Below are 21,500 nucleotides of genomic sequence, written 5' to 3'. Positions count from 1 at the left end.
TGTGCTCTCCCTACCCCGGGGGGGGGGGCCGGCCCCCCCCCCCCCCGCCGCCCCCCCCGCGCTGCGCGCCGCCGGGTCGCGCTCCTCGGCGTAACCGCTGTCGTCGAGCGCCACCACCCGCGGGGTGCGGGTCCGCACCACCGGCCGCGCCGCGACCACGTCGTGCGCCCACCCGCTTTCGACCAACGCCTGCGCTTCCGCGGTGCGGGCATATCCGCCGATCAGCGCCGCGCAACGGGCCTGGTGGGCGCGCAGCATCGCCACCTCGCGTGCATGCGGATAGGGCGCGCGCGGCTCGGCCAGCGTGTCGTCGCCGTCGTCCCAGACCATCACCAGACCCAGGTCGGCCACCGGCGCGAACACCGCGCTGCGGGTGCCGATGACCAGCCGGGCGCTGCCGCGCAGCGCCGCCAGCCAGCGTCGGTAGCGCACGGCCGGCCCGAGCCCGGCCGACAACGCCACCACTGCCGACTCGTCGAACACAGCGGCCGCGGCGCGGCGCAGGTCGTCGAGGTCACGCTGGTCGGGAACCACCGCCAGCACCCCCCGACCGGTTTGCACCGTCTGCGCGGCCGCCTCGACGAACCGGTCAGCCCACGACTCACCGGGCAGCGCCTGCCACACCGCGCGGGCCGCCCGCGATTCGGCCAGGGCGGTCAGGAACTGCGCACCACGCCCGTATGCCGCCCAGCCGGCCGGGTCGACCGGGGCGAGGACCGGAAAGCTCGGCGCCGGAGCGGTTTCCCGTTCCACTCGGGCGTGGCGGGGCGGTATCGCCAGTCGCAGCACGTCGGCGCGGGTTCCGGCGTACCGCGCGGCCACCGCGTCGACCAGCCGGCGGATATCGCCGGTGAGCACCGGCTCGGGCGAGACGACCCGGTCCAGCCACGCCAGTGTGCCGCCGTGATCGGTGTCGGTGCGGCGTTCCAGCACGAACCCGTCGACGAGGCGGCCGTGGAACCGCACCCGCACGCGCACCCCCGGCTGGGCGTCGTCGGACTGGTCGGCGGCCACCAGATAGTCGAATTCGCGGTCCAGGTGCGGCACCGTCAGCATCGCCGCCACCCGCGCGATCGGCTCGTGCTCGGCAGCCCGTGGCGCCCTGCTGCTCACCGGCCGGGCGGACGCGGTGCGTACGGTGTCATCATGCCCAGCTCGGACCGCGTGGAAGAAGCCTTACCCGCCATCGATCCCATCCTGCTGAAGGTACTGGATGCGGTGCCGTTTCAGTTGTCGCTCGACGACGGCATCGAGGCCGCGCGCCAACGGCTCCGCGATCTGCCGCGGCGGCCGCTGCACCCGGAACTGCGGGTCGAGGACCGCAGCATCGACGGCCCGGCCGGCCCGCTCACCATCCGGATCTATTGGCCGCCAACCGCGTCGGTGCCGCCGGTGCTGGTGTATTTCCACGGCGGCGGGTTCGTCCTGGGCGATCTCGACACCCACGACGGCACCTGCCGTCAGCACGCCGTCGGCGCCGGCGCGGTGGTGGTGTCCGTCGACTACCGGCTCGCCCCTGAGCATCCCTACCCGGCCGCCGTGGAAGACGCCTGGGCCGCAACGCAATGGGCGGCCGCCCACGGCGAGGACCTCGGCGCCGACACCAGCCGGCTGGCGGTGGCCGGCGACTCCGCGGGTGGCACCCTGGCCGCGGTGATCGCCCAGCGCGCCCGCGACGACACTGCACCGGCCCTCGCCTTCCAGCTGCTGTGGTATCCGTCCACCATGTGGGACGCGACGCTGCCGTCGTTCACCGACAACGCCTCGGCGCCGATCCTTGATCGCGACGCGGTCGCGGCGTTCTCCCGCTGGTACGCCGGCGACGTGGACCTCTCCGATCCCCCGCCCGGCCTGGCACCCGGGCGGGCGAAGGACTTCGCCGGGCTGGCCCCGGCCTACATCGCGGTCGCCGGGCACGATCCGTTGCGCGACGACGGGATGCGCTACGGCGAGCTGCTCGCGGCCGCGGGTGTGCCCGTCGAGGTGCACAACGCCGCGACGCTGGTGCACGGCTACCTCGGCTACGCCGGCGTGGTGCCGGCCGCCACCGACGCCATGAACCGCGGGCTGGCCGCCCTGCGAGCGGCACTGGCCCGATGACCTGACCGGGGATCGCCGCGGCCCTGCAGAGCGACCGCGTCACCTGGCAGGCTCATCAGCCGATGGAGACTCCAGGCTTGCCGTCAGCGCCGACGCTGCCCGCCGTCGCGGTGCCATCGGGGGCGGTCGCTGATCCGCCGGCGCCGCCGTCACCTGCGGCCCCACCCGGCGTGCCGGCGCCGCCGTCGCCGCCGGTGCCGAAGAACAGGCCGGCGTTACCGCCGTTGCAGACCAGATCCAACAGCCAGGGTGAACCTGTTGCGACGATCGGCCAGATTTTTCGCAAGAGTGTCACTTTCGCGACGTGTGGTGGCCGCTACCAGTTCACAACGCCGGGACGCTGGAGCACGGCTACCCCGGCTACCCCGATGTCGTCCTCACCCCATCAACGCCGGTAGGCGCTGGGCGCGACCCCGTGCCAGCGTTTGAACGCGTGCGAGAACGTCGAGGTGTCGGTGTATCCCAGCCGCTGGGACACCTCCTCCACCGTCAGCCCGACGTTGCCCAGCAGGTCGACGGCCAACGCGGCGCGGGCCTCGTTGACCAGTGCGCGAAACGACGTGCTCTCCGCGGCCAGACGCCGCCGCAGCGTGCGGGGATGCATGTCGAGTTCGGCGGCGACGTCGGGCAGCGCCGCAAAACCACCGTTCTCGCGAAACAGCTTGCTGCGCACCAGCGCGGTGATGCCGCGGCGGTGCTCACTGCGCTGCATCAGCACGTCACATTGCGCGACGCAGATCTCCAGCGTGTGCGGGTCGGCCTGCGGCAAGGGCTCGTCGAGCATGGCGCGCGGGAAGTGCAGCCGGTTGTGGGCGCGGGCGTATGCCACGTTGGCGAGCCGGACGATTCGCAGCAGCGGCGCCAGCAGATCCTCGTCGACGGCGACCTCGGCCGAGATCCGATCGGCGTACTTCTCCACCACGGGCAGCACGAAACTTGTTGTGGTGCTGATGATCCCGGAGAGATCCCGTTCGACGAAAAAGGAACGGACGTCGGGCGGAAGATGGTCGGCGCTCAGCTCGAGCACACACTCGTCGGCGCCCTCGATCAGCGCGACGTCGATGTGCAGCATGGTCAGTGCAAAGTAGCGCATCGCAATTGTGATCAGTTCGCGCAGTGTGCCGCACGACATTACTGCGAACCCCAGCAATCCCAAGTGAGTGAGAGTGAACCGGCTGCCGACCTCGATGCCCAGGCCGCCGGCGTCGGACAGCCGGGCCAGCAGCCTGCGCACCGCCGCCGCCTCGGCGCCCGCGCTGACCGTCGCATCCGCAGCGTTGAGCTCAGCCGGGTCGATCCCGGTGCCGGCCAGCACTGCGGACCTCGGCACACCGCGGTCCTCGGCGACCTCGCAGAGCAACCGGGTCGCATACATCGGATGCCGCAGTTCCGGGGTCCATCTGGCCATCGGGCCGCCTGTCCTCAAATCTCAACTCTTTGTCCCATAGTCTCATTACCTGCCGCGGCCGTCGTCCCTACAGTGAAGTCATGGCCACGCTGACCGCGAGCCGGCCCGCGAGACGGCTGAGCACCTGGACCATGACGCGGGAGGCGCTGACCGTCGGTTTCGACGTCGGCGACCGGTTCCTGGGGCGGCTGCGCGGTAGCGATTTCACCCGATTCCGCTGCGGTCTTAGGCGTTTCGTCGCACTGGGCCACCCGGACTATGTCGACCACGTGTTGCACGAGGCCCGGCTGCGTTACGTCAAGTCCGTCGAATACGAGCCGATCCGGGTGGGGGCGGGGATCAATCTGCTCACCGACGAGGGTGACTCGTGGGCCGCGCACCGCAGCGTGCTCAACCCGACATTCGCGCGTCGTCATCTCGACGCGCTGGTGGACCCGATGATCGACCCGATCGCCGACGTCACCGGCGCGCTGCCGTGCGGCACCGGATTCGACATGCACCAGACGATGGTCGAGACGACTCTGCGGGTGGTGGCCAACGCCCTGTTCAGTCAAGATTTCGGGCCCCTGGTGCACAGCATGCACGACCTGGCGACTCGCGGGCTGCGGCACGCCGAGAAAATGGAGCGGCTCGGCCTGTGGGGGTTGTTGCCGCGGCCGGTCTACGACGCGCTGATGTGGTGCACCTTCGCGCACGTGCCGCTGCCTCCGCCGCTGCGTGATATGCAGCGGATTCTGCTGGCCCTCGACGCCGCGGTCAACGCGGTCATCGACCAGAGGCTGGCGCATCCGACCGACTCCGCGGACCTGCTCAACGTGCTGCTGAAAGCCGGCAACTGGCCTCGCCGGCGGATTCGCGACGAGGCGCTGACGTTCATGCTCGCCGGGCACGAGACGACCGCGAACGCGATGTCGTGGTTCTGGTATCTGATGGCGCTGCACCCCCGGGCGCGCGCCCGCATGCTCGACGAGGTCGACAGGGTCCTCGCGGGCCGCCGTCCCACCGCCGGCGACGTGGCGAAGCTGCGCTGGACCACGGCGTGTATCCAGGAGGCGCAGCGGTATTTCTCCGCGGTGTGGGTGCTGTCCCGATGGGCCGTCGACGACGACGTCATCGACGGCCACCACATTCGCGCCGGCACGACGGTGATCATTCCGGTCCATCACATCCACCACGACCCGCGGTGGTGGCCCGACCCCGAGAACTTCGACCCCAACCGGTTCCTGGACGGCGGCCGCGGGCGGCCACGCTCGGCATACCTGCCGTTCGGCGGGGGTCGGCGGATCTGCATCGGCCAGAACTTCGCGCTGATCGAGATGGTGCTGATCGCGGCGATTATGAGCCAGCGCTTTACCTTCGACCTCATGCCCGCACACCCGGTCGAACTCGAGGCGACACTGACGCTGCGGCCGAAAAACGGCGTGCACGTGATCGCCCGGAGGCGGCCATGACCGACTACCACACCGTCGTCGTCGGCGCCGGGTTCTCCGGCATCGGCACCGCGATCAAGCTCGACGCGGCCGGGCTCGGTGATTACCTGCTCGTCGAAGCCGCCGACGGGGTCGGCGGAACCTGGCACTGGAACACCTATCCCGGTATCGCCGTGGACATTCCGACGTTTTCCTACCAGTTCTCGTTCGAGCAGCGCACGGACTGGTCGCGCACCTACGCACCCGGCAGGGAGCTGAAGGCTTACGCCGAGCACTGCGTCGACAAATACGGCATCCGGCCGCGAATCCGGTTCAACACCAAGGTTTTAGCCGCCGACTTCGACGACGGCAGGGCACTGTGGCGGGTGCACACCGATCCCGGCGGCGAGATCACCGCACGGTTTCTGGTCAACGCCGGTGGGGCGCTCACCGTACCTAAACTGCCTGACATCGACGGCGTCGACTCGTTCGGCGGCGTCACCATGCACACCGCCCGCTGGGATCACGGCCACGACCTGACCGGCAAACGGGTCGCGGTCATCGGCACCGGCGCCTCGGCGGTCCAGCTGATCCCGGAAATCGCCCCGATCGTGGGCCGGCTCACCGTCTTTCAGCGCACGCCGATCTGGTGTTTCCCCAAGTTGGACGTGCCGGTGCCGGCGCCGGCGCGGTGGGCGATGCGGCTGCCGGGCGGAAAGGCCGTTCAGCGCTGGGCCAGCCAGGCCTTCGTCGAGGCTACGTTCACCATCCCGGCGCAGTACTTCACGGTGTTCCCGCTGGCCAAGTGGATGGCGAAGGCCGGTCGGGCCTACCTGCGCCGGCAGGTGGCCGACCCGCTGCTGCGCGAGAGACTCACCCCGCGTTATGCCGTGGGCTGCAAACGGCCCGGCTTTCACAACCGCTATCTGTCGACGTTCAACCGCGACAACGTGCGGCTGGTCACCGAGCCGATCGTCAAGATCATCCCGGCCGGGGTGGTCACCGGCGACGGCGAAACCCACGATGTCGAGGTGCTGATCCTGGCCACCGGCTTCCAGGTGATGGATGCCGACAGCGTGCCGACTTTTGCGGTCACCGGCAGCGGCGGTCGGTCGCTGCGGGCGTTTTTCGACCAGCACCGGTTGCAGGCCTACGAAGGGGTCAGCATTCCCGGATTCCCGAACCTGTTCAGCGTGTTCGGGCCGTACGGCTACGTCGGGTCGTCGTATTTCGCGCTGATCGAGGCGCAAACCCATCACATCGTGCGCTGCCTGGTGCGGGCGCGCCGCGAGGGCGCTCACCGCGTCGAGGTCACCGGGCAGGCCAACGACCGCTACTTCGCCGAGATGATGCGCCGACGGCACCGGCAGGTGTTCTGGCAGGACAGTTGCCGGCTGGCCAACAGCTACTACTTCGACAAGAACGGCGACGTGCCGCTGCGGCCCACCACCACGGTCGAGGCCTACTGGCGCAGTCGGCGATTCGATCTCGCCGACTACCGGTTCACGGCCTAGCGGTGGCGGGCGAGCCGACTAGACGGCGCGCTTGAGGTCGTCGACCTTGTTGAGCTGCTCCCAGGGCAGCTCGACGTCGGTGCGGCCGAAGTGGCCGTAGGCGGCAGTCTGGGCGTAGATGGGCCGCAGCAGGTCCAGGTCGCGGATGATCGCTCCGGGCCGCAGGTCGAACACCTCGCCGATGGCTTTTTCGATCTTGGCCGGGTCGACAGTCTCGGTGCCGAACGTCTCGACGAACAGCCCGACCGGTGCCGCCTTGCCGATGGCATAGGCGACCTGCACCTCCGCCCGCTCGGCGAGCCCGGCCGCGACCACGTTCTTGGCCACCCAGCGCATCGCGTAGCACGCCGACCGGTCCACCTTGGACGGATCCTTGCCGGAGAACGCGCCGCCGCCGTGGCGGGCCCAGCCGCCGTAGGTGTCGACGATGATCTTGCGGCCGGTCAGTCCGGCGTCGCCCATCGGTCCGCCCAGGACGAACTTGCCCGTGGGGTTGACCAGCAGCCGTACCGACGACGTGTCGAGGGTGTCGTGCGCCAGCTGGCCGAGCACGACGTCGAGCACTTTTTCCCGGATATCGGGAGTCAGCGTGTGATCCAGATCGATCTCGGCGGCGTGCTGAGTGGAGATGACGACGGTGTCCAACCGCACCGGCGTGGTGCCCTCGTACTCGATGGTCACCTGGGTCTTGCCGTCGGGTCGCAGATAGGGCAGCACCCCGTGCTTGCGGGCCTCGGCCAGCCGTCGCGACAGCCGGTGCGCCAACGCGATCGGCAGCGGCATCATCTCCGGGGTGTCGGTGATCGCGTAGCCGAACATCAACCCCTGATCACCGGCGCCCTGCGCGTCCAGCGGGTCCGACACACCCTCGACCCGCGCCTCGTAGGCGGTGTCGACGCCCTGGGCGATATCGGGTGACTGCTTGCCGATGGCGATGTTCACCCCGCACGACGCGCCGTCGAAGCCCTTGTCGGACGAGTCGTAGCCGATCTCGAGGATGCGGGCGCGCACGATGTCGGTGATGTCGGCGAAAGCCCGCTTGGCGGTCGTCGTCACCTCACCGGCGACGTGCACCTGACCCGTAGTGACCATCGTCTCGACGGCGACCCGCGACCGCGGATCGTCGGCCAGCAGCGCGTCGAGAACCGAGTCGCTGATCGCATCGCAGATCTTGTCCGGGTGCCCCTCGGTCACCGACTCACTGGTGAACAGCCGTCCCTTGTCGCCCACGCTGCGATCCTTCCCCGGTCACGAAATGTTAGTTCGGCAAATTTTATCGGACTGTCCTGGGTTCGAACGGGCCGGCCGGCCGCCGAGCCTACCCGTTGCCGCGGCGCAGAAAGGCGGCGATGGCGTCCACGATCCGGCTGGCCATCAGCGTTTTGGAGCCGTGTTCGAGGGCGGACTCGGTCCCGTCGGAGGCCAGCAGCCAGCCGTCATTGCTGTCCACTTCGAAAGCCTTGCTCTCGCCGACGGCATTGACCACCAACAGGTCACAACCTTTGCTGCGCAGTTTGGCCCGGGCGTGGAACAGCACGTCACCGTTGCCGTCACCGGTTTCGGCCGCGAACCCGACGATCGCCCGCATGTTGGGCAGCTGCCCGTCGGCGCGGGCCCGCACCGTGGCCGCCAAGACGTCGTCGTTGCGAACCAGCTCGATGGGCGGCGGCACCTCCTGCATGTCCGGGCTCTTCTTGATCTTGGCGGCGGCGACCTGCGCCGGGCGGAAGTCGGCGACGGCGGCGGCCATCACCAGCACGTGCGCGTCCGGCGCGTGTTTGGACACCGCGTCGCGCATCTGTGGCGCCGAACTGACACGCACCACCTCGACCCCGGCGGGGTCGACGAGCCCGGCGGTGTGTCCGGCGATCAGCGTGACCTGCGCGCCCCGCTGGGCGGCGACCCGGGCCACGGCGTAGCCCTGCTTGCCCGAGCTGCGGTTGCCCACGAAGCGCACCGGGTCGATCGGCTCGCGGGTGCCGCCGGCGGTCACCAGCAGCCGCCAGCCGGCCAGGTCGTAGGGCAGCGCGTCGTGGCGTTCCAGCAGCAGGTGGGCAAGCGTGGTGATCTCCTCGGCCTCGGGCAACCGGCCCGCGCCGCTGTCGGCGCCGGTGAGCCGCCCCGATGCCGGTTCCAGCACCACCGCGCCGCGACGGCGCAACGTGGCGACGTTGTCTTGGGTGGCCGGGTGCAGCCACATCTCGGTGTGCATGGCGGGCGCGAACAGCACCGGGCAGCGGGCGGTCAGCAGGGTCGCGGTGAGCAGGTCGTCGGCGCGTCCGGCAACGGCGCGGGCCAGCAGGTCAGCGGTGGCCGGCGCCACGACCACCAGGTCGGCTTGCTGACCGATCGCCACGTGCGGCACCTGTGCGACGTCGTCGAAAACACCGGTGTGGACGGGTTCACCGGACAGCGCCTCGAAGGTGGCGGCCCCGACGAAGCGCAGCGCGGATCTGGTCGGAATGACCCGGACCCGGTGTCCGGCCTCGGCGAGCTGCCGAACGACCGTACACGCCTTGTAGGCGGCGATGCCTCCGGAGACACCGACGACGATTCGCTTCGGCTCCATCAGGTCCGCTCTTCGCCCGCCGGGCTCCCCGACACGATCACCGCACGCCGCCCCGACGTCGCTACTCGCCCTCGGTGTGCTCGAGCAGACCGGCGTGGATCTCACGCAACGCGATCGACAGCGGCTTTTCCTGCAGTCCCGGCTCCACCAGCGGACCGACGTATTCGAGGATGCCCTCGCCGAGCTGGTTGTAGTAGTCGTTGATCTGACGCGCCCGCTTGGCGGCGTAGATCACCAGCGCATACTTGCTCGACACCCGCTCCAGCAGCTCGTCGATGGGCGGGTTGGTGATGCCCAACGGGGTGTCGTAGGCGGCCATGCCCGACGCCGGATCGAAGTGATCGACGGCGGGCGGGGCCTCGGGTTGCGGGGTAGTCACTGACGTTGTTCTCCTGACGACGCAAAGCGCCCAGCGCTTCTCGTCTGAATCGGGTTGAGCTGGCGGATCACGCCCCGTCCGGCGTGGTGCCCCGCAGCAAGGATACCAATTCCGAGCAGGCAGTTTCCAATCGGCTGTTCACCACGACCCGGTCGAAGTCACCCTGAGCTGCCAGTTCGGTCCGGGCGGTGCACAGCCGGCGGCGGATGGCGTCCGGTGTCTCGGTGCCGCGGCCCACCAATCGGGACTCCAGAACCTCCCAGCTCGGCGGCGCCAGGAAGACGGTCGTCACGTCCGGCATCGCCCGCTTGATCGCGCGGGCTCCGGCCAGATCCACCTCGATCAGCACCGGATGCCCCGAGGCGGCCGCAGCGCGGACCGGCTCGGCCAGGGTGCCGGACCGGTGCAGCCCGCCGTGGATGTCGGCCCACTCCAGCAGGGCGCCCTGTTCGATCAGCTGTTGGAACCGGTCCGGGCTCACGAAATGGTAGTCGACGCCGTCGACCTCCCCGGGTCGAGGTGCCCGCGTCGTCACCGACACCGAAAACCGCAGGTCGGGCATCCGATCCCGCAAGCACCGCACCAGTGTGGACTTTCCCACCGCAGAGGGACCGGACAGCACGACTACCCGCCCCCGGGTGCGGCGGCCGGTGTCGGAGTCCGGTCCGTCCCCGTTGCTCACCGACTCGCCGGGGTCCGGCCACCCGAGCGTCCACCGCGGGCGGGCGATCCCTCGACGACGGCCACGACGGCCTGCATGCGGGTCAGGCGAAGTCGAACTTTTCCAGCAGCGCTTTACGCTGACGGTCGCCGAGGCCGCGCAGGCGCCGTGTCGGCGCGATTTCGAGCTCGGTCATGATCTCCTGCGCTTTGACCTTGCCCACCTTCGGCAACGCCTCCAGCAGCGCCGACACCTTCATCTTGCCCAGCACCTCGTCGGTCTCGGCGTCCTTGAGGACTTGTTTGAGGTTGGTGCCGCCACGCTTGAGCCGGTCTTTGAGCTCAGCCCGCGTCCGCCGTGCGGCAGCAGCCTTCTCCAACGCAGCCGAGCGCTGCTCGTCGGTCAACTTGGGAAGGGCCACGATTCCTCCGTCTCGTCGATCTCGATTGTCCCATCCGGGCACTCCAGCCAGCGGAGACGCCAGCGGACACGACCGTACTCACGGTATCTGACAAAATCCAACCCGGCCCCCTCCTGGGAGCCGCAAAGCCCCAGCGTGTGGGCTTTCCACCGACTTTGCGGTGCCGTCGCGGGCGCGACCGCCCCGGGGCTGCGTGGGTGCTGCAAACCCCTGTCAGGCGCCCCTCTCGTGGCTTCTACCAGCGGTTTTGTCGAACACCGGGTCCCGGCTCCGCGCGCCGCCCCACCGCGAGGGGTCCGCACGACCCGACCCGGTCACGGCGAAATCCGCCACCTGCGCATAGCCCGGCGTGTCGCGCGTGTCACACCCGACGTCGGCAGCTCGGCGCGCAGACCGGGTCCGGCCGGCGACCGAACCGACAGTCTCATGGTCCACTGAGAAGTGAAAACCATTTCCAGCTAACTCACACCGTCGCCGCAGCGTTTCCGGGGTTGTGACACTTACCGTCGGATCTGTCACGGCAAAAGCCAGACATGTTGGGAAAGAACGGAGTTGGGACATGAACATCAAACGTATGGTCTACACCACGGCGGTCGCGGCAGCCGTCGGACTGGCGGGAGTCTTGAGTACCGGAGTCGCAACGGCCAACGCGGCGCCGGTGGTTTCCACCGGAACCCCCGCGACGACGTTGACGGCGCAGCGCGGCCCCACCGTGAAGCTCACTCATCACCAGCGCAAAGAGCTCCTCAAGCACGACAAGAAGGAACTCAAGAAGCCGCAAGAGGTGATCGCCCGCTAGCCGGCGGCCAGAAAGCCGACCGCGTCACGCATGCGCTCCCCTGCGGCGCGCAGCGCGTCCACGCCCGGCCCGGCCTGCAGCACAGCGCGGGATACCGTCGGCCACAAGCGATCTCGCTCAGCAAACCGCAACAGTGCCTCGGGTCGGCCGCCCTGGGCGCCGATGCCCGGCGCCAGCACCGGGCCGCCCAGGTCGTGCAGATCGGGGATTTGCGGGGCGGTGGCACCCACGACGACGCCCACCGATCCGGAGTGCAGGGTGCGGTTCCAGGCGGCGACGTCGTCGACGATCCCCTGGGCCACGCTGCGCCCGGCGACGACCGCGTCCTGCACGCTGGCTCCCGCCGGATTGGACGTGGCCGCCAGCACGAAGACCCCGCGGTTACGCTCGGCGGCCAGTTCCAGCAGTGGCTTGAGCGAGCCGAACCCCAGGTAGGGCGACGCCGTCACCGCGTCGGCGGCCAGCGGCGAGTCGCCGACCCAGGCTCTCGCATAGGCGGCCATCGTCGAGCCGATGTCCCCACGCTTGGCGTCGGCCAGCACCAGCACGCCGGCGGCCCGCAGCGCCGCGATCGTGCGCTCCAGGACCGCGTAGCCGGCCGAGCCGTAGGCCTCGAAGAAGGCGACCTGCGCTTTGACCATGGCGAACCCGGCGAACGCCGACACGCAGGTGTCGGCGAACCTGGCCAGCCCCTCGGCAGTGGCCGGCAGTCCCCACGCCGCCAGCAGCTCGGGATGCGGGTCGATACCCAGGCACAACGGCCCGCCGCGCGATCTGGCCTCGGTGAGTCTGGCACCGAAATCGGCCACGGTTACCGCTCTCCGATGGTGCTGTGCAATTCCTGCAGACAGCGTACCCCGATGGCGCCGCGGATACCGGCCTCGATGCCTTGCACCGCGGCCGCGGCGCCCTGCACGGTCGTCACACAGGGAATGTTGCGGGCCACCGCGGCCGAGCGGATCTCGTAGCCGTCGATGCGCGGGCCGGAGTTGCCGTAGGGGGTGTTGATCACCATGTCGACCTCGCCGGCGCGGATCGCCTCGACCGCGGAGACCGCCGGTCGGCCGGGTTGCGCCGGCTCGAAATGCTTTCGGACCGCTTCACAGGGAATCCCGTTGCGGCGCAGCATTTCTGCTGTGCCTTCAGTCGCTATCACCCGAAAACCCAAGTCGGCCAACCGCTTGACGGGGAACACCAGCGAACGCTTGTCGCGGTTGGCCACCGACACGAACACGGTTCCCGCGGTCGGCAACGACCCGTAGGCGGCGGTCTGGCTTTTGGCGAAGGCACTGCCGAAGTCGCGGTCGATGCCCATCACCTCGCCGGTGGATTTCATCTCCGGTCCCAGCAGCGAATCGATGGCCGCACCGTCGGGGCCCCGGAACCGGTGAAACGGCAACACGGCTTCCTTCACCGCGATCGGCGCGTCCGGCGGCACGTTGGCGCCGTCGCGGGTGGCGGCGAGCATGCCTTCGGCTCGCAGCTCAGAGATGCTGGCGCCCAGCATGATCCGCGCGCACGCCTTGGCCAGCGGGACGGCGGTGGCTTTGGAGACGAACGGCACCGTGCGGCTGGCCCGCGGGTTGGCCTCCAGCACGTAGAGCACGTCGTCTTTGAGGGCGAACTGGACGTTGAGCAGGCCCACCACCCCGATGCCGTGGGCGATGGCTTCGGTGGCGTGGCTCACCTTCTCGATGTCGCCGGAGCCCAGCGTCACCGGCGGCAGCGCACACGCCGAGTCGCCGGAGTGGATGCCGGCCTCCTCGATGTGCTCCATGATCCCGCCGATGTAGACCTCGGTGCCGTCGCAGAGCGCGTCGACGTCGATCTCGATGGCGTCCTCGAGGAAGCAGTCCACCAGCACCGGGTGCTCGGGAGACAGTTCGGTGGCGCGGGTGATGTAGCCCTCGAGCGTGTGGTCGTCGTAGACGATCTCCATGCCGCGGCCACCCAGCACGTAGGACGGCCGGACCAGCACCGGGTAGCCGATCTCGGCGGCGATCCGGCGGGCCTGCTCGAAGGTGGTCGCGGTGCCGTAGCGCGGCGCCGGCAATCCGGCCCCGGCCAGCACGTCGCCGAAAGCGCCGCGGTCCTCGGCCAGGTCGATGGCCGCCGGCGGGGTCCCGACGATCGGGGCGCCGGCGTCGGCCAGTCGCTGCGCCAGCCCCAGCGGGGTCTGCCCCCCGAGTTGCACGATGACGCCCACCACACCCGGGCCGCCGCGGCCCGACTGCCGCTCGGCGTGCAAGACCTCCAACACGTCCTCGAGGGTCAGCGGCTCGAAGTACAGCCGGTCGGCGGTGTCGTAGTCGGTGGACACCGTCTCCGGGTTGCAGTTGACCATCACCGTCTCGAACCCGGCCTGGCTCAGCGTGGTCGCGGCGTGCACACAGCTGTAGTCGAATTCGATGCCCTGCCCGATCCGGTTGGGACCCGAGCCCAAAATCAGGACCTTGGGCTTGTCGGTCTGCGCGGCCACCTCGGTTTCGGCGGCGGGGTCGAGCTCGTAGCTGCTGTAGTGATAGGGCGTGCGGGCCTCGAATTCCGCCGCACAGGTGTCCACCGTCTTGTACACCGGGCGCACGCCGAGGCGCTCGCGCAGCGAACGCACGCCGTCCTCGCCCGCCAATTCCGGTCGCAACGCCGCGATCTGGCGGTCCGACAGGCCACTGTGCTTGGCCCGGCGCAGCAGGTCGGCGTCCAGCACCGCGGCCTCGACCAATTCGGTGCGCAGCGCGACCAGTTCGGCGATCTGGGCGACGAACCACGGGTCGATTCCGGAAGCCTGCGCCACCTCCTCTATCGAGGCACCCAGCCGCAGCGCCAGTTCGAGGTCGTAGAGCCGGCCCTCGGTCGGTGTGCGCAGCCGCGCCAGCACCTCCTCGAGGCTCCCGTCGGGATCGGGCTTGGTCCAGAATCCGGCCCGACCGGTCTCCAGCGACCGCATCACCTTGCCCAGCGCTTCGACGAAGTTGCGGCCCAACGACATCGCCTCGCCGACCGATTTCATCGTGGTGGTCAGGGTCGGGTCGGCGCCGGGGAACTTCTCGAACGCGAACCGCGGCGCCTTGACCACGACGTAGTCCAGGGTGGGCTCGAAACAGGCCGGGGTTTGCCCGGTGATGTCGTTGAGGATCTCGTCGAGGGTGTAGCCGATGGCCAGTTTGGCGGCGATCTTGGCGATCGGGAAGCCGGTGGCCTTCGAGGCCAGCGCGCTCGACCGCGACACCCGCGGGTTCATCTCGACGACGATCAGCCGCCCGTCGCGCGGGTTGACCGCGAACTGGATGTTACAGCCGCCGGTGTCGACCCCGACCTCACGCAGGATCGCGATGCCCAGGTCGCGCATCCGCTGGTATTCGCGGTCGGTCAGCGTCATCGCCGGTGCGACGGTCACCGAGTCGCCGGTGTGCACCCCCATCGGGTCGACGTTTTCGATCGAGCACACCACCACCACGTTGTCGTGGCCGTCGCGCATCAGCTCGAGCTCGAATTCCTTCCAGCCGTAAATCGATTCCTCGATGAGCACATTGGCGCTGGGCGAGGCGGCCAACCCGGCGCCGGCCATCCGGTCGAGGTCCTCGAAGCTGCGGGCCAGGCCCGAGCCCAGCCCACCCATCGTGAACGAGGGCCGCACCACCACCGGCAGGCCCAGTTCGGCGACGGTCTCGCGCACCTCGTCAAGAGTGAAACACACCCGGCTGCGGGCGGATTCGCCGCCAACCTTGGCGACGATGTCTTTGAACCGCTGCCGGTCCTCGCCGCGCTGGATGGCCTCGAAGTCGGCGCCGATCAACTCGACGCCGTAGCGTTGCAGCACCCCGTTCTCATACAGCGCGACCGCGGTGTTGAGCGCGGTCTGCCCGCCCAGCGTGGCCAGCAGCGCGTCGATCCTGTTGCCGCGCTGGAGTTGTTGGGCGATGACCCGCTCGACGAACGCCGGTGTGATCGGCTCGATGTAGGTGAAGTCGGCGTATTCGGGGTCGGTCATGATCGTGGCCGGGTTGGAGTTGACCAGGCTGACCTGCAGCCCCTCGGCGCGCAGCACCCGGCAGGCCTGGCTGCCCGAATAGTCGAACTCGCAGGCCTGCCCGATGACGATCGGCCCCGAGCCGATCACCAGGACATGGCGCAGGTCGGTACGACGCGGCACTAGCGACTCCCTCCGGTTTCCCCGCACCGCACCCTCCACCGCGAGTGTGCGGTTTCATACGCGACATGCCGCTGCAGCGGATGAATTCGCACAGCCACGCTCATCGCCGATCCGCCATCAGCTCGACGAACTGGTCGAACAGATATTCCGCGTCGTGCGGCCCTGCCGCGGCCTCCGGGTGATACTGCACCGCGAAAGCCCGCCCACTGCTGAGTTTGACTCCTTCGACGACACCGTCGTTGGCGCAGGTGTGGCTGATGACCGCCGGGCCGAACGGCGTGTCGAAGGACTGCCCGGCCTCACCCTCCAGCGCGAAGCCGTGGTTTTGCGCGGTGATCGCCACTGTGCCGGTGGCGTGGTCGATGACCGGGACGTTGATGCCGCGGTGGCCGAACACCATCTTGTAGGTCGGCAGGCCCAGCGCACGGCCCAGGATCTGGTTGCCGAAACAGATGCCGAACAACGGGATCCCGGCGCCCAACACCTCGCGGGTCACCTCGACGATAGGGACGGCGGTGGCCGGGTCGCCCGGGCCGTTGGACAAGAACACCCCGGCAGGTTTCAGGTCGGCGATCTGGTCGAAATCCGCCGACGCCGGCAGCACGTGGCAGCGGATTCCGCGCCGGGCGAAATGACGCGCAGTGTTCATCTTGATCCCGAGGTCGATCGCGGCAACGGTAAACCGTTGCGGCCCTTCAGGTTCGACGACATAGGGTTCGGTCGTGCTGACCTGGCCGGCCAGGTCGGCACCCAGCATCGGCGGCTGGCTGCGCACCCGCTCGACCAACTCGTCGACAGACCCGGCGAGCGAGTGGCCGGAGAAAATGCCGGCCTTCATCGAGCCGCGGCTGCGCAGATGCCGCACCACCGCGCGGGTGTCGATGCCGGCGATCCCGACGATGCGCTGGCGGACCAGTTCGTCGGCCAGCGTGCCGGTGGCCCGCCAGTTCGAGGCGCGCGGCGACGGATCGCGCACCGCGTAGCCGGCGACCCAGATCCGCCGGCTCTCGGCATCCTCGTCGTTCCAGCCGGTGTTGCCGATCTGCGGCGCGGTGGCGACCAGGATCTGCCGGTGGTAGCTGGGGTCGGTCAGGGTCTCCTGGTAGCCGGACATGGCGGTGGAAAACACGGCCTCGCCGAGGGTGTGGCCCACCGCGCCGAACGCGGCACCGGTGAACACCCGGCCGTCCTCGAGGACCAGCTGGGCTGTGGCGTGGTCGGTCATCGGTGCTCCTCGGTCAGCCACCGGGCGTAATCGCCGCGGTCGTCGCCACGAAAACCGGTGTCGATCTCGGTGCCCGACGGCAGCCGCCACCGGATCACCAGGATGCCGTTGCGGGTGGCGACCTTGGCGCCCATACCGCGTTGGGTGCGGATCCCCACGATCGAGTCCTGGGGTATCCAGATCGGGCGGGCACCGCTGCGCTGCACCAGGATGCCCTCCGGATAGCGGGTCAGCACCGCCTTGCTGCGGTAGCCCAGATCTGCGACCGCGACCCGCTCGGTCCCGCCCCCTGTCAGACTGCACCCGACATACACCCCACGGGTCGGCTCGACCGTCGGGGTGCCCACCGTGTCCGGCACCGCCGGCAGGGTGCCGATCAGCGCCTCGTGCCGCTGCGCCCGGCGACGCCAGCCACGCATCATCAGCGCGATCATCACCGCGATCAGCAGCGCCAGCACCAGGGCGAAAATCAGCGACCCGACCAGCGTAGCGGTGTTCACGTGACGATCTTCCCGTCCCGGGCGGTGAGCTTGCCGCGCAGCAGCGTCGCGGTCACCGTGGCCGGCAACGTCATCCCCTCGAACGGGGTGTTGGCCGAGCGGCTGGCCAGGTCGGCCCCGACCACCGTCCAGTCGGCGTCGGGGTCGACCACGGTGAGGTTGGCCGGTTCGCCCACCTCCAGGGGCCGGCCCTGGTCGGGCAGCCCGGCGATGCGGGCCGGGTTCTCGCTCATCACCCGGGCAACGTCGCGCCAGGTCAACGCGCCCGGTCGCACCATCGTGGCCGCCACCACCGACAGCGCGGTCTGCAACCCCAGCATGCCCGGCAGGGCGGCCGCGAACTCGACGCATTTCTCGTGCTCGGCGTGCGGGGCGTGATCGGTGGCCACACAGTCGATGACGCCCTCGGCCAGCGCTGCCCGCAGCGCGGCCGCGTCGGCGGCCTCGCGCAGCGGTGGGTTGACCCGGTTCACGCCGTCGTAGCCGGCCAGCCGGCTGTCGTCGAGCATCAGGTGATGCGGGGTGACCTCGGCGGTGATCGCGATGCCCTGCCGTTTGGCCCATTTGAGGATCTCGACCGTGCCCGCGGTCGAGGCGTGGCAGATGTGGATCCGGGCGCCGGCGTCGCGGGCCAGCAGCGCGTCGCGGGCGACGATGGCCTCCTCGGCGGCCCGCGGCCAGCCCGCCAGCCCCAGCCGCGCCGCCGCGGGACCCTCGTGCGCGACGGCGCCCACGGTCAGCCGCGGCTCCTCGGCGTGCTGGGCGATCAGCACCCCCAGCCCGGTGGCGTATTCCAGGGCGCGGCGCATCACCAGCGGGTCGGCCACGCACCTGCCGTCGTCGGAGAACATCCGCACCTGCGCCGCCCCGGCGGCCATCATGCCCATCTCGGTGAGCTCGGTACCGGCCAGCCCAACCGTGACCGCCCCGACCGGGTGCACGTCGACCAGGCCGACCTGCTGGCCGCGCTGCCAGACGTGGTCGGTGACCACCGGGCTGTCGGCGACCGGGGTGGTGTTGGCCATCGCGAACACCGCCGTGTACCCGCCCAGCGCTGCTGCCGCCGACCCGGTTTCGATGTCTTCGGCGTATTCGCGGCCGGGCTCGCGCAGATGGGTGTGCAGGTCCACCAGCCCGGGCAGCAGCACCTGCCCGGTGGCGTCGATGACGTCGGCGCCGTCGGGAACGGCCAGCCCGGCGCCGATCTCGGCGATCTGGCCCGCATAGCCGGGGGTGCCGACCAGCACGTCGACCCGCTCGCCCTGCCCGTAGCGGCGCACGCCGCGGATCAGCACGCTCATGAGCCGATGTCCTGCGCGCCCACCAACAGATGGAACAGCACCGCCATGCGCACGTGCACCCCGTTGGAAACCTGCTGCAGCACGGCCGATTGCGGGGAGTCGGCCACCGAGGAGGCGATCTCCATGCCGCGCAGCATCGGGCCCGGGTGCAGCACCACGGCGTGGTCGGGCAACATCGCCTGACGCCGCTGCGACAACCCGTAGCGCACCGAATACTCCCGGGCCGACGGGAAGAAGCCGCCGGTCATCCGCTCGGCCTGCACCCGCAGCATCAGCACCGCGTCGGCGGCGGGCAGCTCGGCGTCCAGGTCGTGGCAGACGCTGACGGGCCACTGGGCCGCCCCGACCGGCAGCAGGGTCGGCGGCGCCACCAGCACCACCTCGGCGCCCAGGGTGGCCAGCAGCGCGACGTTGGACCGGGCCACCCGGCTGTGCAGGATGTCGCCGACGATCACCACCCGCCGGCCGTCGATGCCGCCGAGCCGCTGCCGCAGGGTCAGCGCGTCCAGCAGCGCCTGAGTCGGGTGTTCGTGGGTGCCGTCGCCGGCGTTGATCACCGCGGGGCCCGTGTGCCCGCCACCGGAGGTCCAGTCGGCGAGCCGGTGCGCCGCCCCCGACGCCGGATGCCGGATCACCAGCGCGTCGGCACCGGCGGCGCGCAGTGTCAGTGCGGTGTCGCGCAGCGACTCGCCTTTGGCCACCGACGATCCCGCGGCGCTGACGTTGATCACGTCGGCGCTCATCCACTTGCCGGCCACCTCGAACGACACCCGGGTGCGGGTGGAGTTCTCGTAGAACATCGTGACCACGGTGCGGCCGCGCAGGGTGGGCAGCTTACGCACCTCGCGGCCGGTCAGCGCCTGGGCGAAGCTGTCGGCGTTGTCGAGGATCGCGGTGGCGTCGTCGCGGCTCAGGTCGCCGGCGGCCAGCAGGTGCCGGGTCATCGCACGAGCACCACCTGGTCGCGGTCGTCGGTCTCGCGCAGCAGCACGTGCACGCTTTCGCGCCGCGAGGTCGGCACGTTCTTGCCGACGTAGTCGGCGCGCACCGGAAGTTCGCGGTGGCCGCGGTCGACCAGCACCGCCAGCTGCACGGCCCGCGGCCGGCCCAGGTCGCGCAGCGCGTCCAGCGCCGAGCGCACCGACCGACCCGAGTACAGCACGTCGTCGACGAGGATCACCAGCGCGTCGTCGATGCCGCCGGCCGGGATCGAGGTGGCCGCCAGCGGGCGCGGCGGCCGGCGCATCAGGTCGTCGCGGTAGAGCGTGATGTCGAGCGCGCCGTGGCCCACCTGCACGCCGGAGAATTCCGCAATGCGCGCGGCCAGCCGCGCGGCGAGCGTCACGCCGCGGGTCGGGATGCCCAAAAGCACCACCCGCGGCGCCTCGGGGCCGTCGAGGGCGGTCTTTTCGATGATCTGGTGCGCGATACGGGAAATGGTGCGACCCACGTCGGCCGCCGACATCAATTCGCTGCCCGTGCCGTCACCCGCAGCACCCATGGGAAACCCCTGACCTCCTTCGCCGCCTCACCGGACGGCAAGTTAAAGGATGTCGACTGGCCAGCAGCCTAGCATCCGCGACCGGGCCGGCCGACCCGACAGGCCCGACCGGGACTGCCGGGCGGCGCCAGTTATCCCCAGTCTGGGGGTTATCCACAACGCGGGCGCCCTGGGCCGGCTGAGCGTCCGTCGGCGCCGCCGCGCCTTCCTATGATCGAAACTATGTTCGATTCCATGGGGCTCTCGGTCGTGGACCCGCGGGCCGACGAGGCGACGCTGATCGCCCGCATCGCCGAGCTGGAGCGGGCGAAATCCGCCGCTGCGGCGGGTCAGGCCCGAGCAGCGGCGGCACTGGACGCGGTGCGCCGGTCCCGCGAGGCGGCTGCCGGCGTGCCGGCCGCGCAGCGCGGACGCGGGGTGGCCGGTGAGGTCGCACTGGCCCGTCGGGACTCGCCCGCACGCGGTGGCCGGCATCTGGGATTGGCGAAGACGCTGGTGCACGACATGCCGCACACCCTTGCGGCGCTGGCGGCCGGGCAGCTGTCGGAATGGCGGGCCACGCTGATCGTGCGGGAATCGATCTGTTTGGACGCCGAGGACCGCCGGGCGCTCGACGCGGAGCTGTGTGCCGACATGTCCGCGCTGGACGGACTGGGTGACGCACGGGTCGCCGCAGCAGCCAAAGACATCGCCTACCGGCTCAACGCGTCGGCTGTCGTGGATCGCGCCGCCAAAACCACCGCCGAGCGCAGGGTGACCATCCGCCCGGCCCCCGACACCATGACCTGGGTGACGGCGTTGTTGCCGGTTACACACGGTGTCTCGGTGTATGCCGCGCTCAAACGGTCCGCCGACACGACGTTCGACGACCGCACGCGCGGCCAGGTGATGGCCGACACCTTGGTCGAACGCGTCACCGGGCGCCCCGCCGAGGTGGCCGAGCCGGTTGCGGTCAAGCTGGTCATCTCCGACGCGACGCTGCTGGGTGGCGACGAGGCGCCGGCCGTGGTTGACGACTACGGCCCGATCCCGGCAGCCGTGGCGCGCGGCCTGGTCGCCGGCGCGGTCACCGACGCCCGTTCCCGGGCCACGCTGCGCCGGCTCTACACCCGCCCCGACTCGCGGGCGCTGGTGGCGATGGAGTCGCGCACCCGGCGCTTCCCCAGGGGCCTGGCCAGTTTCATCGGGTTGCGTGATCAGCGCTGCCGTGCTCCCTATTGCGACGCCTCGATTCGGCACCGCGACCACGCCCGCCCGTATCGTCGCGGCGGGCCCACCAGCGCGATCAACGGCCTGGGGACCTGTGAACGCTGCAATTACGTCAAGGAATCACCCGGCTGGCGCGTCGAGACGCGGCTGGACGAAACCGGCCGGCACAGAGCGGCATACACCACACCCACCGGAGCGCGGTACCACTCCACGGCGCCACCGCAACCCGGCCCGCCGGCCCCCGGTTAGGGTCAGCGTGTGGCAGGCTCTCGGCACAGCGCACGGCGGTGATCGACCTCGACGGCAACCAGGCCGCGATCCGTGACGCCGTCGACGCCGGGCTGCTCGCCG

19 protein-coding genes and 1 pseudogene are annotated in these 21,500 nt (G+C 70.2%); 5 read left to right on the top strand and 15 right to left on the bottom strand.

Annotation, left to right across the window (positions count from 1 at the left end; translation table 11 throughout):
- Window positions 1–1,056: pseudogene (locus F6Q13_RS14050) on the bottom strand (primosome assembly protein PriA); the annotation flags it as partial.
- A gap of 90 nt (window positions 1,057–1,146) precedes the next feature.
- On the opposite strand from F6Q13_RS14050, the gene F6Q13_RS14045 reads away from it, so the two are divergent.
- Window positions 1,147–2,100, top strand: a complete 954-nt coding sequence (locus tag F6Q13_RS14045; protein WP_293057541.1) for an alpha/beta hydrolase — start codon at window positions 1,147–1,149, stop codon at window positions 2,098–2,100.
- A gap of 55 nt (window positions 2,101–2,155) precedes the next feature.
- Here F6Q13_RS14045 and F6Q13_RS14040 read toward each other — a convergent pair whose 3' ends face one another.
- Window positions 2,156–2,386 carry a hypothetical protein gene (locus F6Q13_RS14040; protein ID WP_293057538.1) on the bottom strand — a complete coding sequence of 77 codons (231 nt, stop codon included), beginning with the start codon at window positions 2,384–2,386 and terminating at the stop codon, window positions 2,156–2,158.
- A gap of 99 nt (window positions 2,387–2,485) precedes the next feature.
- Window positions 2,486–3,508 (bottom strand): AraC family transcriptional regulator, encoded by a 1,023-nt coding sequence (locus tag F6Q13_RS14035; protein WP_293057535.1) that lies wholly within the window; start codon window positions 3,506–3,508, stop codon window positions 2,486–2,488.
- 80 nt (window positions 3,509–3,588) lie between these two features.
- On the opposite strand from F6Q13_RS14035, the gene F6Q13_RS14030 reads away from it, so the two are divergent.
- Together F6Q13_RS14030 and F6Q13_RS14025 are read left to right on the top strand one after the other, a co-directional pair.
- Complete coding sequence (locus F6Q13_RS14030; protein ID WP_293057532.1) at window positions 3,589–4,959, top strand: cytochrome P450; 1,371 nt, start codon at window positions 3,589–3,591, stop codon at window positions 4,957–4,959.
- Complete coding sequence (locus F6Q13_RS14025) at window positions 4,956–6,431, top strand: NAD(P)/FAD-dependent oxidoreductase (RefSeq protein WP_293057529.1); 1,476 nt, start codon at window positions 4,956–4,958, stop codon at window positions 6,429–6,431. The genes F6Q13_RS14030 and F6Q13_RS14025 overlap by 4 nt, the downstream gene beginning before the upstream one ends.
- Before the next feature lie 18 nt (window positions 6,432–6,449).
- Here F6Q13_RS14025 and metK read toward each other — a convergent pair whose 3' ends face one another.
- The 5 genes from metK to mihF all read right to left on the bottom strand — a co-directional run bounded on the left by metK (window position 6,450) and on the right by mihF (window position 10,461).
- The gene (metK, locus tag F6Q13_RS14020; protein ID WP_293057526.1) at window positions 6,450–7,661 is read right to left on the bottom strand and encodes a methionine adenosyltransferase; all 1,212 of its coding nucleotides are present in this window, start codon (window positions 7,659–7,661) and stop codon (window positions 6,450–6,452) included.
- 88 nt (window positions 7,662–7,749) lie between these two features.
- A complete protein-coding gene (gene coaBC, locus F6Q13_RS14015; protein WP_293057524.1) occupies window positions 7,750–9,000 on the bottom strand; it encodes a bifunctional phosphopantothenoylcysteine decarboxylase/phosphopantothenate--cysteine ligase CoaBC in 1,251 nt (416 codons plus the stop codon).
- A 61-nt stretch (window positions 9,001–9,061) separates the two neighbouring features.
- Window positions 9,062–9,319, bottom strand: coding sequence for a DNA-directed RNA polymerase subunit omega (rpoZ, locus tag F6Q13_RS14010; RefSeq protein ID WP_293057543.1), 258 nt, complete (start codon window positions 9,317–9,319; stop codon window positions 9,062–9,064).
- A 127-nt stretch (window positions 9,320–9,446) separates the two neighbouring features.
- On the bottom strand, window positions 9,447–10,061 hold the full coding sequence (gene gmk, locus F6Q13_RS14005) for a guanylate kinase (protein WP_293057521.1): 615 nt from the start codon (window positions 10,059–10,061) through the stop codon (window positions 9,447–9,449).
- An 82-nt stretch (window positions 10,062–10,143) separates the two neighbouring features.
- Complete coding sequence (gene mihF / locus F6Q13_RS14000) at window positions 10,144–10,461, bottom strand: integration host factor, actinobacterial type (protein WP_293057518.1); 318 nt, start codon at window positions 10,459–10,461, stop codon at window positions 10,144–10,146.
- A gap of 559 nt (window positions 10,462–11,020) precedes the next feature.
- Between mihF and F6Q13_RS13995 the strand changes: the two genes are divergently transcribed.
- Window positions 11,021–11,260, top strand: coding sequence for a hypothetical protein (locus F6Q13_RS13995; RefSeq protein ID WP_293057515.1), 240 nt, complete (start codon window positions 11,021–11,023; stop codon window positions 11,258–11,260).
- Here F6Q13_RS13995 and pyrF read toward each other — a convergent pair.
- The 7 genes from pyrF to pyrR form a co-directional block, all read right to left on the bottom strand.
- Window positions 11,257–12,069 (bottom strand): orotidine-5'-phosphate decarboxylase, encoded by an 813-nt coding sequence (gene pyrF / locus F6Q13_RS13990; RefSeq protein ID WP_293057513.1) that lies wholly within the window; start codon window positions 12,067–12,069, stop codon window positions 11,257–11,259. The genes F6Q13_RS13995 and pyrF overlap by 4 nt on opposite strands.
- Window positions 12,070–12,071: 2 nt before the next feature.
- Complete coding sequence (gene carB / locus F6Q13_RS13985; RefSeq protein ID WP_293057511.1) at window positions 12,072–15,413, bottom strand: carbamoyl-phosphate synthase large subunit; 3,342 nt, start codon at window positions 15,411–15,413, stop codon at window positions 12,072–12,074.
- 100 nt (window positions 15,414–15,513) lie between these two features.
- On the bottom strand, window positions 15,514–16,638 hold the full coding sequence (gene carA, locus F6Q13_RS13980; RefSeq protein ID WP_293057508.1) for a glutamine-hydrolyzing carbamoyl-phosphate synthase small subunit: 1,125 nt from the start codon (window positions 16,636–16,638) through the stop codon (window positions 15,514–15,516).
- Entirely contained in the window at window positions 16,635–17,138 is a 504-nt protein-coding gene (locus F6Q13_RS13975; protein WP_293057506.1) for a transporter, read from the bottom strand. The genes carA and F6Q13_RS13975 overlap by 4 nt, the downstream gene beginning before the upstream one ends.
- Window positions 17,135–18,439 (bottom strand): dihydroorotase, encoded by a 1,305-nt coding sequence (locus tag F6Q13_RS13970; protein ID WP_293057504.1) that lies wholly within the window; start codon window positions 18,437–18,439, stop codon window positions 17,135–17,137. Before F6Q13_RS13970 ends, F6Q13_RS13975 begins: the two co-directional genes overlap by 4 nt.
- Window positions 18,436–19,383: an aspartate carbamoyltransferase catalytic subunit gene (locus F6Q13_RS13965; RefSeq protein ID WP_293057502.1), complete on the bottom strand. Its 948-nt coding sequence runs from the start codon at window positions 19,381–19,383 to the stop codon at window positions 18,436–18,438. Before F6Q13_RS13965 ends, F6Q13_RS13970 begins: the two co-directional genes overlap by 4 nt.
- Window positions 19,380–19,940, bottom strand: coding sequence for a bifunctional pyr operon transcriptional regulator/uracil phosphoribosyltransferase PyrR (gene pyrR / locus F6Q13_RS13960; protein ID WP_293057499.1), 561 nt, complete (start codon window positions 19,938–19,940; stop codon window positions 19,380–19,382). The genes F6Q13_RS13965 and pyrR overlap by 4 nt, the downstream gene beginning before the upstream one ends.
- A 222-nt stretch (window positions 19,941–20,162) precedes the next feature.
- On the opposite strand from pyrR, the gene F6Q13_RS13955 reads away from it, so the two are divergent.
- A complete protein-coding gene (locus F6Q13_RS13955) occupies window positions 20,163–21,398 on the top strand; it encodes an HNH endonuclease signature motif containing protein (RefSeq protein ID WP_293057497.1) in 1,236 nt (411 codons plus the stop codon).
- The last annotated feature ends 102 nt before the right edge of the window (window positions 21,399–21,500 follow it).

This window comes from Mycobacterium sp. (genome assembly GCF_008709575.1).
Classification (GTDB): domain Bacteria; phylum Actinomycetota; class Actinomycetes; order Mycobacteriales; family Mycobacteriaceae; genus Mycobacterium.
This window is presented reverse-complemented; position numbering and strand designations above follow the sequence as displayed.

What these genes read in the sequence shown, in the direction of transcription:
- F6Q13_RS13965 (WP_293057502.1), bottom strand. Translation starts at nt 19,383, where the DNA reads ATGACCCGGCACCTGCTGGCCGCCGGCGACCTGAGCCGCGACGACGCC.
- F6Q13_RS13955 (WP_293057497.1), top strand. Translation starts at nt 20,163, where the DNA reads ATGTTCGATTCCATGGGGCTCTCGGTCGTGGACCCGCGGGCCGACGAG.
- F6Q13_RS14025 (WP_293057529.1), top strand. Translation starts at nt 4,956, where the DNA reads ATGACCGACTACCACACCGTCGTCGTCGGCGCCGGGTTCTCCGGCATC.
- F6Q13_RS14045 (WP_293057541.1), top strand. Translation starts at nt 1,147, where the DNA reads ATGCCCAGCTCGGACCGCGTGGAAGAAGCCTTACCCGCCATCGATCCC.
- F6Q13_RS13970 (WP_293057504.1), bottom strand. Translation starts at nt 18,439, where the DNA reads ATGAGCGTGCTGATCCGCGGCGTGCGCCGCTACGGGCAGGGCGAGCGG.
- carA (WP_293057508.1), bottom strand. Translation starts at nt 16,638, where the DNA reads ATGACCGACCACGCCACAGCCCAGCTGGTCCTCGAGGACGGCCGGGTG.
- F6Q13_RS14030 (WP_293057532.1), top strand. Translation starts at nt 3,589, where the DNA reads ATGGCCACGCTGACCGCGAGCCGGCCCGCGAGACGGCTGAGCACCTGG.
- coaBC (WP_293057524.1), bottom strand. Translation starts at nt 9,000, where the DNA reads ATGGAGCCGAAGCGAATCGTCGTCGGTGTCTCCGGAGGCATCGCCGCC.
- pyrR (WP_293057499.1), bottom strand. Translation starts at nt 19,940, where the DNA reads ATGGGTGCTGCGGGTGACGGCACGGGCAGCGAATTGATGTCGGCGGCC.
- F6Q13_RS13995 (WP_293057515.1), top strand. Translation starts at nt 11,021, where the DNA reads ATGAACATCAAACGTATGGTCTACACCACGGCGGTCGCGGCAGCCGTC.
- rpoZ (WP_293057543.1), bottom strand. Translation starts at nt 9,319, where the DNA reads ATGGCCGCCTACGACACCCCGTTGGGCATCACCAACCCGCCCATCGAC.
- F6Q13_RS14035 (WP_293057535.1), bottom strand. Translation starts at nt 3,508, where the DNA reads ATGGCCAGATGGACCCCGGAACTGCGGCATCCGATGTATGCGACCCGG.